A 12,930-nucleotide genomic window follows, 5' to 3' on the forward strand; every position below is an offset into this window, starting at 1 on the left:
TGCAGGCTGGCTTCGTGGCGGTGTATTTGGGCCGGGTCAAGGCGAGTGTGGACGCTGAGGCCGGACTGAGGCTAGTGTCTGCGCGTTTCGATTGGAGACTGACTTGGCCGACGGCAGCACGCGAACGACAGTGGCGAAGGACGCGCGGGGCCTGACCTATCCGCTCGACGTCGTGCCGGCCCCGGGCGAGGCGATCGAGGTCGCGCGCGGGTTTTTTTGGCTAAGGTTCGCCCTGCCGTTCCAGCTGGATCATGTGAACATCTATGCGATCCGGGATGGCGACGGCTGGGTTGTCGTCGATACGGGATTGAAGACATCGGCGACCATCGCCGCCTGGGAGACGGCGTTGGACGGCGCGTTGGGCGGCAGGCCGGTGACGCGGCTGATCTGCACCCACATGCACCCCGACCATATCGGTCTGGCGGGGTGGCTGTGCGAACGGACGGGCGCGCCGCTGCTGATGTCGCAGATCGAATACATCACCGGCCGGATGCTGATGGCCGAGCAGGCGGGCGATGCGCCGGCCGACGGCGAGGTCTTCTATCGCGCCGCAGGGTGGGACGAGGCGCAGATCGAACGCTGGCGAGCGGATTACGGCGGGTTCGCCAAGGGTGTCAGCCCCATGCCGCGCAGCTATCGCCGACTGTCGGAGGGTGACGCCCTGAGCATCGACGGCGACGACTGGACCGTGGTGATCGGCTCGGGCCACAGCCCGGAGCATGTCTGCCTGTGGCGTCGCTCGGACGACGTTTTCATCGCCGGCGACCAGATCCTGCCGCGCATATCGTCGAACGTGTCGGTCTGGTCGACGGAGCCTGACGCCGACCCGTTGGGTGACTGGATGGACTCGCTGGCCAAGCTGCGGGCCTTGCTTCCGGAGGGTCTGTTCGTCCTGCCGGCACATGGCGAACCCTTCTATGGCGTCCACGCCCGGCTCGACGCCTTGAAGCGCGGACACGAGACAGCGCTGAAACGGCTTGAGCGGACGTTGCGTCAACCGTCTAGGGTCGTCGACGGCTTCCCAGCCGTGTTCGGTCGGGCGGTCGGGGACGGGGTTTTGGGCATGGCCACGGGCGAGGCCCAAGCGCATCTGAACTATCTGGAGAGACGCGGCCGCGCCACGCGGACGCGCGACGAGAACGGCATCGACTGGTGGACCGCCGTCGAACAGGACGAGGAAACGACGTGAGCGAACATATCCGCAGCGAACTGATCGACGGCGTCCTGAACGTCACGTTGGACCGCGCCGACAAGAAGAACGCCATCACCCAGGCCATGTATTCGGCCCTGGCCGAGGCGACCGAGCGGGCGCGGACCGACGATGCAGTGCGTGTGCTGCTGCTGCGCGCCGAGGGCGACAGCTTTTCGGCCGGCAACGACATTCAGGACTTCATCGCCCTGGGATCGCAGGGCGCGGGACCGGGTGAGATGCCGGTGTTCCGGTTCCTGAAGGCGCTGGCGGACCTGGACAAGCCGGCCGTGGCGGCGGTGAAGGGCCGGGCGGTCGGGATCGGCCTGACCATGCTGCTGCACTGCGACCTGGTGGTGGTGGCCGAGGATGCGTTGTTGTCCGTGCCGTTCGTCAACCTGGCCCTGGCGCCCGAAGCGGCGTCCAGCCTGCTGCTGCCCGCCGTGATCGGTCATCAGCGAGCCTTCGAACTGTTTGCGCTGGGCGAGCCGTTGGACGGCAAGACGGCCCTGGCCTGGGGCATCGCCAACCGCGCGGTCCCGGCCGATCAGGTCGAGGCGACGGCGGCGGACCTGGCGGCCAAGGTGGCGGGGCGCGCGCCAAACTCCATCCGCAAGACCAAGCGGCTGATGCGTGACGCAGAGGGCCTGTGGGCGCTGATGCAGCGCGAGGGCGAGGCGTTCGGTTCGCAGATGAAGAGCCCCGAGGCGATGGAGGCGTTCATGGCCTTTACGCAAAAGCGCGCGCCGGACTTTTCCAAGGCGGGCTGACTGTCATCGAACCGCGCCTTGATTTGGCGCAGCTTTGCTTCTAGGTGCCCGCGCCTACTGGAGCGCCGATGCCGCACGCCCTCGCCATACCTGCGGCCCTGAGCCGGATCGAAGCCGAGACCCTTGCCGACGCCGAAGGCGTGGAGGCCTTGGTCATGGCCGCCTTCGGGCCGGGGCGGTTCGCCAAGACGGCCGAGCGTCTGCGTGAAGGGTCCCGCGCTGCTGTGGGCTTTGTCGTGCGGCTGGACGGGCGGGTGATCGGCTCGGTGCGGCTGTGGCCGGTCATGGTCGGTGAAACTGCGGCCCTGTTCCTCGGTCCCATCGCGGTGGACGCCGGCCGACGTAGCGACGGTCTGGGCGCCGAACTGGTGCAGGCCTGTTTGGACCAGGCGCGGACGCTGGATGTCGGCGGGGTGCTGCTGGTCGGCGACAGCGCCTATTTCGAGCGGTTCGGCTTTGCCCATGCGCCCGAGGTGATCCTGCCGGGGCCGGTGGATCGTCGCCGCGTGCTGTGGCTGGCGACGGGCGTGGATCAGGTTTCGGGTCCGGTTCGCATCGGCTGACCTTTCCCGCACGGTTCGCGGGGCCTAAGTCAGTGGGATGGATAATCCCAAGTCAGGACTGAACGCCGTCGCCGAGGCGGCGAAACAGGCGCCCGGACGGGGACTGCCGCCGGTTCACCTGTGGCATCCCGAGCATTGCGGCGAGATCGACATTGTCATCCGCGCGGATGGCGTCTGGATGCACGAAGGCTCGCCCATCGGCCGCAAGGAGCTGGTGCGGCTGTTCTCGACCGTGTTGCGCAAGGACCCGGACGGCTATCACTTGGTCACGCCGGTCGAGAAGCTGAAAATCCAGGTCGAGGATCTGCCGTTCCAGGCCGTGGCGGTGACGCGTAACGGCGACGACCTGATGTTCATGACCGATGTCGGGGATGAGGTCAGAGCGAGTGAGGCCGATTCCATCGTGGTCGAGACCGATCCGACGACGGGCGAGCCGGCACCGCGCATCCATGTGCGACGCGACCTGTGGGCGCGTATCGCGCGATCGGTCTTCTACGAACTGGTCGAGATGGCTGAAGAGGTCGATGGGTGGCTGGTCGTTCGATCAGGCGGTCAGGTTTTCTCGTTGGGAGCCGTGATGTGAGTCTGGAGACGCTGAGAACCCGGCTGGTCGAACGGCTGGCGCCGGTCGAGACCTGGCGGCCGGAACTGGTGGCGGCGCGGTCGGACTTCGACCTGAACCCCCAGGCGACACGGACGGCCAAAGAGCTTCGGCCCGCGGCGGTGCTGATCCCCATCGTGGCGCGACCAGAGGGGGCGACGGTGCTGCTGACGCGGCGGGCGGATACGCTGGCGCGGCACACGGGTCAGATCGCCTTTCCGGGCGGACGGCTGGATCCGGGCGAGAACGCGGTTCAGGCGGCCCTGCGCGAGGCGGACGAGGAGGTGGCGTTGAACCCGGCTGCGGTCGAGGTGCTGGGCCTGTCCGACGCCTATGAGACCGGCACGGGCTTTCTAGTCACGCCGGTGATCGGCTGGTTGCGCGAGGCGCCGGTGACGACGCCGTCGCCGGACGAGGTGGCCGAGGTCTTCGAGACGCCTTGGGACTTCCTGATGGACGCCGCCAACCACAGGCGCGACTTCTACGACATGGACGAGGGGCTGCGGCGCTGGTTCTGGGCCATGCCCTGGGGCGAGCGCTATATCTGGGGCGTGACGGCGGGTATCCTGAAAGCGCTGCACGTGCGGCTGTACGGCGACGAGGCGGCGCCCGAAGTCGCGGCGGACGAGGATGCCGCATGAGCGTCTCCATGGCGGGACAGCCGTGGTTGGAAAGCCAGGCGACGCGGGCGGTGATGGCGGCGCTGGAGGCGGCGGGCGGTCCGGGCTGTGCGCGGTTCGTCGGCGGCTGCGTGCGCAACAGCGTGCTGGGCCAGTCGGTCGATGACATCGACATCGCCACGCGCTTGCGGCCTGAAGAGACCATCGCGGCGCTGAAGGGGGCGGGGCTGAAGGCCGTGCCGACGGGCGTCGAGCACGGAACGGTGACAGGGGTGTCGGAACGGCGACCTTATGAGATCACGACCCTTCGCCGTGATGTCGAGACGGATGGGCGTCGCGCGGTCGTCGCCTTCACCGAGGACTGGGTCGAGGATGCGGCGCGGCGCGATTTTCGCCTGAACGCCCTCTATGCCGATGCGGCCGGGACGGTGTTCGACCCGACCGGCGGCGGGTTGGACGACGCAGCGGCGGGGCGGATCGTCTTCGTCGGCGAGGCGGAGACGCGCATCCGCGAGGACTATCTGCGCATCCTGCGCTTCTTCCGGTTTTTCGCCTGGTATGGGCGGGGTGCGCCGGACGCGGTCGGGCTGGCGGCCTGTGCGACGTTGAAGGGAGGCATGGCGCAGTTGTCGGCCGAGCGGGTGTCCAAGGAACTGCTGAAACTGCTGGAGGCGCGCGATCCGCGTGCGGCGGTGCGGGCGATGGCCGAAACGGGCGTGCTGGCTCAGGTGCTGCCGCAGGTGCAGCCCTTGCCGCTGTTCGAGGCGATGTGCGGTCTGACCGACGATCCAGTGATGCGGCTGTCGGCGCTTCTGCCCGCCGATGCGGCGGCAGTGGTCGGGATCGCGAGCGCTCTACGCCTGTCGAACGCGGTGCGGGACCGACTGGCGGCAGCCGTGGGGGACGGGCCGGCTGTGTCGCCGCGCATGAGCGACGCCGAGGCGCGGGCGGCGATCTATCGGCTGGGGCGCAGGGTGTTCGAGGATCGGCTGACGCGCGCCGAGGCGACAGGCGAGGGCGACGGCGCGCGGCTGCGTTCGCTGGCCGCCGACTGGACCCCGCCGAAGATGCCGGTCGGCGGGCGCGATCTGGCGCGGCTGGGACTCGCCGCGGGGCCTGAGACCGGCCGCCTAATCAAGGCGTTCGAGGACGGCTGGGTCGCCGACGACTTCCCGACCGACGCGCACGAGGCGCGGTTGAAGGCGCTTATCGCGGCGACTGCGCGCGGGTGAACTCTGTGACGACCGGGCGATGGTCGGACCCCGTCGGCTGGCCCAACCGTCGCGTGATCAGGGCCAGGTCGGGCGAGCGATAGACCTGATCGATGGTGATGCCGGCGAAGGCCGGGGCTTGGCTGGGCCAGGTGGCGGGCCAACCAGGCGCGGGGATCAGGCCCATGTCCGCCTGGATCTGGCGACCGATGCGGGCGGTCGAGACGCTGTTGAAATCGCCGGCGGCGATGACGGGGTGGTTCGGCGCGGCCTTGCGACGCGCGGTCAGGGCCATGACTTGGCTGATCTGGCCCCACTGATACTGATACGGCCAAGGGCGGGTCAGGTGGACGCCGAAGACGTTGATCGGGCCGATGGGCGTCTGGATCGCAGCGCCTACGGCGCTGAGGCCGTCGTTTCGATCGGGCAGGCGCTGCAGGATCGGGTAGCGCGAGGCGATGATCGAGCGCGCATGGTCGCCGGGGCCGCGCGTCCGGCCGATGGCGGTGCGGTGGGGATAGCTGGCCAGCAGCTCGTCGATCCGCGCGGCAGGCGCCTCGCCCACCTCGACCAGCACCAGGATGTCGGCGTCGGCGGCGATGATGGACCGGCGCATGGCCGCCACGTCCGTGTTGAACACCCACAGATTGGCGGAATAGACTCGTACGATGGGCTGGTCGGGAACAGGGACGCCCTTCGTCGGCGTCCACTGGGGCCAGACTGCGACAGCGAGCACCAGACAGGTCAGCCCGCCGATGATCGAGGCCGGCCATAGTCGCAAGACGAGGCAAACCACAGTCACGCCGACGGCCGCCAGCAGCACCGGCGACGTGAACTGGGCCAGGATGTCGGTCCAGCGATGTCCGATCCCGCTGAGTGCCGCCACGCCGAACGTCGCCAGTCCCAGCAGCAGGGCGCCTGCCGTCACATTCGCCGCCAACTTGATCAGGGTCATCTAAGACGTGCCTCTCGGATTGAACAGGAAGCGTCGCGCCGCGTTAAGGCGACGCTTTGGAGGGCGACATGGCCAGACGGTCCATCCGGGATATCGAGAACATCTGGTCCAATGTCGAGGGCGTCAAGAAGCTGTCCGACCGGGTGATTGGCATCGGCCCGTTCGGCATGGGCCTGGACGCCCTGCTGACCTGGGTGCCGGTGGTGGGCACGGTCTATACGGTCGGGACGGGCGGCTGGCTAATGCTTCAGGCCGTGCGGGCCAAGGCGACGCCGGCGACCCTGGCGCGGATGGGGGCATACATGGCCTTCGATACGGCGACCGGTACGGTACCCATCGCCGGCGACATCGTGGACACCTTCTTTCCCGGCCAGCTGATGGCGGCGCGGGCGCTGCAGAAGCACATCGAAAGCACCCACTGGGTCGAGGACACGGAGGCCAATGCGCGCGCCAGCGGCGATCATGAGATGCACGAGGCGCGGGTGGAAAACGACCAGACACTGAAGCGGATCGTCTATCTGCACGACTGAGATGCGCGGGCTGAGCGGCCCCAGCCATCGCATTCGCCGAAACGAAATCGCATGAAATCAAAGGCCTGATCGACGGCATCGACCGTCTTCCGGCCTGAGGTAACGCCGCGCCCAAACTGATCTCCGACGACAACGGAGAGAAGAATGAGCGACGATTTCAGCGCGCGTCTGGCCCTGCCTTATCTGGCGGCGGGGCAGATGCAGAAGCATGTGACCCTGAACACCGCCCTGACTCGGCTGGACGCCCTGTTGCAGACGGCGGTGGTCAGCCGGACAACGGCGGTTCAGCCGGGCGATGCGTCCGACGGCGACCTCTATATCCTGCCGGACGATGCAGAGGGCGCGGCCTGGGCCGGGCGGGCGGCTGGAACCTTGATACGGTTCGAGGGTGGCGGCTGGACCGTCGTGCCGACGCCCGACGGCCTGATTGCCGTGGTGCTGGACGAAGGCGCCGTCGTAGTGCGGGCCGACGCGGGCTGGGTATCGTTAGGCGAACGGCTGGGCGAGGTGCAGGACCTGGCGCGGCTGGGCCTGGGCACGACCGCCGATGACGCCAACCCCCTGGCGGCCAAGATCAATGCCGCCCTGTTCACCGCGCGCGGTGTGGAGGAGGGCGGCGACGGCGATCTGCGTCTGACGCTGAACAAGGAGGCGGCGGGCGATGTCCTGTCGCTGCTGTTCCAGACCGGATACGCCGCCCGCGCCGAACTGGGCCTGATCGGCGAGGACGATCTGGGTCTCAAGGCCTGTGACGACGCCGGGACGTGGCGACAGGTATTCCGCGTGGACCGCGCGACGGGCCGCATGGCCTTCGACCACGGCGCGGTCAGGCGCGAGACGACCCTGTTCACCAGCGACGGTGAGTACGCTACGCCACCTTGGGCGCGCTGGGTCGAGGTCGCCTGCGTGGGCGGTGGAGGAGGGGGCGGCGCCGGTCTGGCCGGACCGGCTGGAACCGCTCGCTTCGGCGGCGGCGGAGGCGGGGCAGGCGGTCTGACGCACGGCCTCTGGTCCATCGAAGACCTGGACGACGCCCTGGCGATCACTGTCGGGACGGGCGGCTTAGGCGGTGCCGCGGGTGGCGAGAGCCGGGTCGCGTCGGGCGGGACCGTCCTGTTACGCGCGACGGGCGGGGCCGCTGGAGCCACGGGAACATCCAGCGCGGGTGTGGGTGGCGCCGGCGGACTGGGCCTACGCGCCGCCAATCCCGGCGGCGGTTCGTCGATCACAACGACGGCGGCGACGGGTGGCGAAACCGCCTGTGCCGATGGGCCGGGCGGGGGAGGCGGGGGCGGCGTCTGCTGGTCGACCGGCGGGGGCGGCGGGGGAGGCGCGGTTGGGGCTTGTTGGGCCGTCGCGGCGCCGGCCAGCAACAGCGAGGAGGCCAAGGCGGTCAAGGCGATCTTCATGGGGAAATATCCTTTACGAGAAACGGCGTCTTGAAGGCGTTCGGGCGTCGTCGGGGATGGCGACGACGAGCAAGGTCGGAGCCCAACGAGGCCGTTTTTCGTCCCCGGTCCGTGGAGTAGTTCGGGGGACGCGATGCTGGAAATCGTCTTGCGATCATTTGGCAAAACGCGTTCATGTGGGGCGTGGATACATGCCGATGCAGTCGCGCATGAGATCGCGACGCGGCCTTCCAAGGTCACGGCAGGGCCATGGTTTGGCGTTCGGAGACGCGCCAAAGGTAAGAAAAAGCCCGACGGCCGGGGGCCGTCGGGCTGAAGCTTCTAAATCGTCAGGCGGTCACCAGCGCCAAGCGTCACGGATGACGTCGACAATATAGCCGTCGTATTCGTCGATCAGATAGATGGTGTTGTCGACAGAAACCCAGCGCGTGCCCTCGGGCGGATAGCCCAGGCCGTAGGTGCGCCAGTCGTTTAGCTGATAACGCCAGAAGGTGTCCGGCAGATACTGGCCGACCGACCATGTGCGGTTCCAATACGAGCGCGGGACGCTGTAGTAGCCCCAGCCCGGCGCGAAATAGAAGCCGGCGCGGACGCCGCTGTAGCCTCTGAAGCGGTTGTCGTTCCTCCACCAGTCCGAGCGGTGGTTGCGATAGAAGTCCCGCCGCCACTGATCGCCATTGAAACGCTGGCGGAACTCGCGGTGCTGGCGGTCGCGGTCGCGACCGTTGTTCCAGCCTGAGCCGGGGCGGTTGGGGCGTTGACCGCCGGCGTTCGGACGGTCGGGGCGGTTCCAGCCATTGCCGGGACGATCCGGGCGTTGGCCGCCGGTGCTGGGGCGGTCAGGACGATTCCAGCCGCCTTCGGGACGGTCAGGGCGCTGGCCGCCGGTATTGGGACGGTCAGGCCGGTTCCAGCCGCTCTCGGGTCGTTCGGGACGTTGCCCCCCGGTGTTGGGACGGTCGGGCCGGTTCCAGCCGCCTTCGGGACGGTCTGGGCGTTGGCCCCCGGTGTTGGGACGGTCGGGCCTGCTTCCGCCGCCTTCGGGACGGTCTGGGCGTTGGCCGCCAGTGTTGGGACGATCAGGCCGGTTCCAGCCGCCTTCGGGACGATCCGGGCGCTGTCCGCCGTTACTGGGGCGGTCGGGACGCTCTCCGCCGGACGGCCGTTCGGGGCGGGGCGTGTTGTTTTCCGGTCGGCTGGGGCGTTCAGCACGCGGTTGGCGGGGGGCGTCCTCGCGGCCCATCTGGGGGCGTTCCGGGCGGTTCATGCCACGGGCGCGGCCTTCGCGACGCGGCTGTTCCTGCTGAGCCTGGTCCTGGGCCAGGGCCTGAACGGGCGCCGCGAGCGGGCCGGAGACGGCGGCGATGGCGGTGAAAGCCATCAAGAGGCGTTTCATGGTCTTTGGTTCCTGCACGCCGGTTCTCCGGCGGCTTGAAACGATGATGCGGGCGTGTCGATGAACCCAGGCTGAACATTGTTCGCAATCAACGGACTGTCCGGAAAAACAGAACCCCGCAGACAAGGCCTGCGGGGTCCGAAAGGTCGATCTGTGACGGGGGTTAGTAGACGCCCGACAGGACGCTGGCGATCAGGCCGCTGGCGACGGCGATCAGCAGGATGTCGTTGCCGGCGTGGACATAGCGATAGCCGCGCGGGGCTTCGCGTAGGCCATAAACATAGGGGTCGCGCACATAGTAGCTGCGATACTGGTTGGGCAGATAGCCGCCCGTGCGCCAGCGATAGCTGCTGTAGCGCGGCTCGACCCGGTAATAGCCGTAGCTGGGCGCATACCAGTAGCCCGCGCGCGGACCGTTGTAGCCTCGGAAATCGGAGCGCCCGCGCCACCAGTCGCGATTGTTGCGGTCCCAGCGGTCGTTGCGCCAGTCGCGGCGATCGTCACGGCGTTCGGCCCGGTAGTCATGACGGTCGTCGCGGCGGTCCTGACGATAGTCCTGGCGGTTGTCGTAACGGCCGTTGCGCCAGTCGCGGTTATCGTTGCGACGTTCCTGACGGAAATCGCGGCGGTCGTCGCGACGGTCCTGACGATATTCGCGGCGGTCGCGGTCCTGCGCCTGGACGAGCATCGGCACGGCCGTGGTCGACAGGGCGATGGCGACGACGGCGGCCTTGGTGAGGCGGTTCATCTTCGTGCTCCATTCTGGGCCGACGACGGACATGCCGAACCGACCCGTTAATGATGCTGAAGTTCGGTCCGGCCGCCTGAACGCGTGCTGAACAGCTGTGTCAGGTTCCGAAAGCGGTCTCGACGCTGCGTGGAACGCGCGAGCGAGGTGTGAACGAGAGATTTCGCAGAGATTTCCGAGTGCTGAATCGCGCCGGAAGTATTCATCTCTGCTTTACTGAAAAGTCGGTGCGACGGCGTTCGGCGTTAACTTTAACTTCAAACCGGCGGTATTTGATGGCGTCTCAGAGGCGGGCCCAGAATGGCGCCCGATCAGGAGATACGGTGATGACCGCGCAAGAATTGGCGCACGACCTGCAGGCCCCGCAAGACGGTCTGCCGCTGCCGACCCCGGACATGTCCGGCGACGACCTGTTCAAACTGGGCATGATGTATTCGGCCGGTTCGGGCGGTTGCCCGATGGACCGGGTGTCGGCCCATATGATCTTCAACCTGGCGGCCATGAAGGGCTCGATCGAGGCGCGCGTTTACCGCCGCGAGATGAGCATGGAGATGGAGCGCGAGGAGATCGCCGAGGCCCAGAAGGCCGCACGGCGCTACATCGACATGGGCGTGGTTCAGCTGGTCGCCTGAGCCGACCGGTTCAGAACTGTGCGAAGCCGCTGCCGTTCGATCCGTTGATCGAATAGCTGAAGCCGATGGGCAGGGCGGCGCGCACCTGGGTGAAGAAGGCCGCCAGTTCGCCCAGCGTCGAGCGCGGCACGAAGATGATGTCGCCCCGGCGCAGGGAAACGACCTCGCCGCGACGCGGACGCAGGTCAACGACGCGCATCATGCGCGACCCGCCCGGACCGCGACGGATCAGGGCCACGCTGTCCTGGCGTGACGTGGGCGCGAAGCCGCCGGCCTGGATGACCGCCTGATAGGCGTCCAGATCGCCGATCATTTCGAAGACGCCCGGCGTGCGGACCTCGCCATCGACCCAGACGCGGATCGGGCCGGCCTGGCGCAAGGTCACCTCGACCGTCGGCCGCACCAGTTGCGGCGCATAGGCCGTGGACACCACTGACTGAAGCTGGGGCAGGGTGCGATCCGCCGCCATGACCGAACCGATCAGGGGCAGGGCGATGCGGCCGTCGGGGCCGATCTTGACCGTGCGCGTCAGTTCCGAGGCCGTAGGGGTGGCCACCTCGATCTCGTCGCCGGGGTAGAGCAGATATTCCGGCTCCTGGTCCGTCCAGTCGGCGAAGGGAATGCCGGGGAAGTCTCCGTTCATGGGGCGTTCGACGCGCTGCGGACCGCTGGCGCACGCCGCCAACGAGGCGGCGAGGGAGGCTGAACCCAGGGTCAGCAGGAACAGACGGCGATCTGACAGCATGAGAATCGGTCGGCCTCGACGAGAGATTTGAGCCAACGTCGCCGATCATGGGTAATCATCGGTTAACGCCGGTGGGCGAAGGGTGGCTGGAACAAGCCTTTCAAGGGATTCGGCCCGCTCGATGCGTTCCACGGCACACGTCACGGCAAGACCACGCTACGGCGTGCTGGACGTCATCGGCCTGCTGTTCCGCGAGCTGTTGCTGATGGTCGTGGTCTTCGTGGTGATCCTGGCGCTGGGGTTCGCGGCGGCGATGACGCTGAAGAAGAGCTATACCGCCACCGGATCGGTCTTCGCCGGGGTGGGCCAGGAATACGTCTATCAGCCGCGCGTCGGCACGGCCGAGCGGGGCCAGGCGCCGCAGGGCGACGAGGTCGCCAACTCCGAAGCCGCCATCCTGGGGTCGGGCGCGGTGCGCCAGAAGGTGGTCGAGGCCCTGGGCCCTGCCGCCATCCTGGGCGAACAGACCAAGGGCGGGCCGCAGAAGGCCGAGGCGGCCGCGCGGCGAGTGATCGGGACCAGCCTGGCCGTCGCCACGGCGCCGGGCAGTGCGGTGATCCATCTCAGCTACAAGGCCGATGACCCTGAAAGGGCGGCGCGGGTTCTGAACGCCGTGATCGAACAGTATCTGGTCTATCGCCGCGAAGTGTTCCGCGACAAGACGCCGGCCATCGCCACCCAGAGGGTCGCCTTCGAGGACGAGTTGGGCAATGCGGATCGGGCCTACGAGACCTTCCTGTCGTCCAACGACATCGGTGATTTCGCCGCGGCCAAGGCGACGCTGGCGGCGACCTATCAGACGGTCTTCACCGACCGGATGTCGACGCAGAGCCTGTTGAACCAGACCGCCCAAAGGCTGAACACCCTGGTGGCGCAGCAGGCGGGGACCCCGGCGGAGGTGGCGCTGCAACAGGATCTGAACATTTCGGCCCAGGATCAGGTGCTGCAACTGCGCACCGAACGCGAGCAACTGCTGTCGCGCTATCAGCCCGACGCCCAGCCGGTAAAGGACATTGAGGCGCGCATCGGCCAGCTTCAGGCCTATGTCTCGACCGGAACCGCCGTGGGACCAAAGGAGGTCCGTACCGGGCCGAACCCCGTCTGGACCGAGTTGGAGACGACGCGGATCAATACGCGGGCCGAGCGAGATTCGCTGGCGGCGCGCCTGTCGGTCCTGGATCGCCAACTGAACGATATTCGCGCCCGCCAGACGCGGTTGACCGCGCTGGAATCCGAGAACACGACCCTGGCCGGCAATCGCGAGGTGCTGAGCGCCTCGATCCGCGAGTTCCAGCAGCGCGAGACCCAGAGCCGGGCCGACAACGCCCTGGTCGCCGCCGGCGCCGACAATGTCACCGTCATCGAACGCGCCCAGCCGCCGTCGACGGGCAAGAGCCTGAAGATCCCGCTGCTGGCGGCGGTCTTCCTGTTCGCGGGCTTCACCGCCCTGTGCGTGGGCCTGTTGCGGGTGTTCACGCGTCGCGGCTTCACGACGCCGGCCTCGATGAGCCGGACGCTGGACATGCCGGTTCTGGCCGTCGCGCCCGCCAAGGCGGCGTAG

General features: G+C 68.0%; 14 protein-coding genes. 10 read left to right on the forward strand and 4 right to left on the reverse strand.

Translation table 11 applies throughout. The annotated features are described in order from the left end of the window. The first annotated feature begins 103 nt into the window (after positions 1-103). The 6 genes from CHRYSEO8AT_RS11880 (at position 104) to CHRYSEO8AT_RS11905 (ending at position 4,975) form a co-directional block, all read left to right on the forward strand. Positions 104-1,189, forward strand: coding sequence for an MBL fold metallo-hydrolase (locus tag CHRYSEO8AT_RS11880; protein ID WP_159850248.1), 1,086 nt, complete (start codon positions 104-106; stop codon positions 1,187-1,189). Then, positions 1,186-1,959: an enoyl-CoA hydratase gene (locus CHRYSEO8AT_RS11885; RefSeq protein WP_159850250.1), complete on the forward strand. Its 774-nt coding sequence runs from the start codon at positions 1,186-1,188 to the stop codon at positions 1,957-1,959. The genes CHRYSEO8AT_RS11880 and CHRYSEO8AT_RS11885 overlap by 4 nt, the downstream gene beginning before the upstream one ends. A gap of 68 nt (positions 1,960-2,027) precedes the next feature. Next, a complete protein-coding gene (locus tag CHRYSEO8AT_RS11890) occupies positions 2,028-2,522 on the forward strand; it encodes a GNAT family N-acetyltransferase (RefSeq protein WP_159850252.1) in 495 nt (164 codons plus the stop codon). Between the two features lie 37 nt (positions 2,523-2,559). Next, positions 2,560-3,105 carry a DUF1285 domain-containing protein gene (locus CHRYSEO8AT_RS11895; protein WP_159850254.1) on the forward strand — a complete coding sequence of 182 codons (546 nt, stop codon included), beginning with the start codon at positions 2,560-2,562 and terminating at the stop codon, positions 3,103-3,105. Further along, positions 3,102-3,764, forward strand: coding sequence for a CoA pyrophosphatase (locus tag CHRYSEO8AT_RS11900; RefSeq protein ID WP_159850256.1), 663 nt, complete (start codon positions 3,102-3,104; stop codon positions 3,762-3,764). The genes CHRYSEO8AT_RS11895 and CHRYSEO8AT_RS11900 overlap by 4 nt, the downstream gene beginning before the upstream one ends. Next, positions 3,761-4,975 carry a CCA tRNA nucleotidyltransferase gene (locus CHRYSEO8AT_RS11905; RefSeq protein WP_159850258.1) on the forward strand — a complete coding sequence of 405 codons (1,215 nt, stop codon included), beginning with the start codon at positions 3,761-3,763 and terminating at the stop codon, positions 4,973-4,975. The genes CHRYSEO8AT_RS11900 and CHRYSEO8AT_RS11905 overlap by 4 nt, the downstream gene beginning before the upstream one ends. On the opposite strand, the gene CHRYSEO8AT_RS11910 is transcribed toward CHRYSEO8AT_RS11905, so the two are convergent. Next, positions 4,950-5,909, reverse strand: coding sequence for an endonuclease/exonuclease/phosphatase family protein (locus CHRYSEO8AT_RS11910; protein ID WP_159850260.1), 960 nt, complete (start codon positions 5,907-5,909; stop codon positions 4,950-4,952). The two genes, CHRYSEO8AT_RS11905 and CHRYSEO8AT_RS11910, sit on opposite strands and share 26 nt — an antisense overlap. A 68-nt stretch (positions 5,910-5,977) precedes the next feature. On the opposite strand from CHRYSEO8AT_RS11910, the gene CHRYSEO8AT_RS11915 reads away from it, so the two are divergent. Both CHRYSEO8AT_RS11915 and CHRYSEO8AT_RS11920 read left to right on the forward strand, forming a co-directional pair. After that, the gene (locus CHRYSEO8AT_RS11915) at positions 5,978-6,439 is read left to right on the forward strand and encodes a DUF4112 domain-containing protein (RefSeq protein WP_159850262.1); all 462 of its coding nucleotides are present in this window, start codon (positions 5,978-5,980) and stop codon (positions 6,437-6,439) included. A gap of 144 nt (positions 6,440-6,583) precedes the next feature. Next, positions 6,584-7,882: a DUF2793 domain-containing protein gene (locus CHRYSEO8AT_RS11920; RefSeq protein WP_159850264.1), complete on the forward strand. Its 1,299-nt coding sequence runs from the start codon at positions 6,584-6,586 to the stop codon at positions 7,880-7,882. A gap of 303 nt (positions 7,883-8,185) precedes the next feature. Here CHRYSEO8AT_RS11920 and CHRYSEO8AT_RS16165 read toward each other — a convergent pair whose 3' ends face one another. Together CHRYSEO8AT_RS16165 and CHRYSEO8AT_RS11930 are read right to left on the reverse strand one after the other, a co-directional pair. Then, entirely contained in the window at positions 8,186-9,244 is a 1,059-nt protein-coding gene (locus CHRYSEO8AT_RS16165; RefSeq protein ID WP_236547529.1) for an RcnB family protein, read from the reverse strand. A gap of 163 nt (positions 9,245-9,407) precedes the next feature. Beyond that, positions 9,408-9,992, reverse strand: coding sequence for an RcnB family protein (locus CHRYSEO8AT_RS11930; RefSeq protein ID WP_159850266.1), 585 nt, complete (start codon positions 9,990-9,992; stop codon positions 9,408-9,410). A 326-nt stretch (positions 9,993-10,318) separates the two neighbouring features. Between CHRYSEO8AT_RS11930 and CHRYSEO8AT_RS11935 the strand changes: the two genes are divergently transcribed. Then, on the forward strand, positions 10,319-10,624 hold the full coding sequence (locus tag CHRYSEO8AT_RS11935) for a sel1 repeat family protein (protein WP_159850268.1): 306 nt from the start codon (positions 10,319-10,321) through the stop codon (positions 10,622-10,624). A 10-nt stretch (positions 10,625-10,634) separates the two neighbouring features. On the opposite strand, the gene CHRYSEO8AT_RS11940 is transcribed toward CHRYSEO8AT_RS11935, so the two are convergent. Continuing rightward, a complete protein-coding gene (locus tag CHRYSEO8AT_RS11940; protein WP_159850270.1) occupies positions 10,635-11,369 on the reverse strand; it encodes a polysaccharide biosynthesis/export family protein in 735 nt (244 codons plus the stop codon). Positions 11,370-11,490: 121 nt separating this feature from the next. Here CHRYSEO8AT_RS11940 and CHRYSEO8AT_RS11945 point away from each other — a divergent pair, with 121 nt between their 5' ends. Continuing rightward, positions 11,491-12,930 carry a chain-length determining protein gene (locus CHRYSEO8AT_RS11945; RefSeq protein ID WP_159850272.1) on the forward strand — a complete coding sequence of 480 codons (1,440 nt, stop codon included), beginning with the start codon at positions 11,491-11,493 and terminating at the stop codon, positions 12,928-12,930.

This window comes from Brevundimonas sp. G8 (assembly GCF_902506205.1).
GTDB lineage: Bacteria > Pseudomonadota > Alphaproteobacteria > Caulobacterales > Caulobacteraceae > Brevundimonas.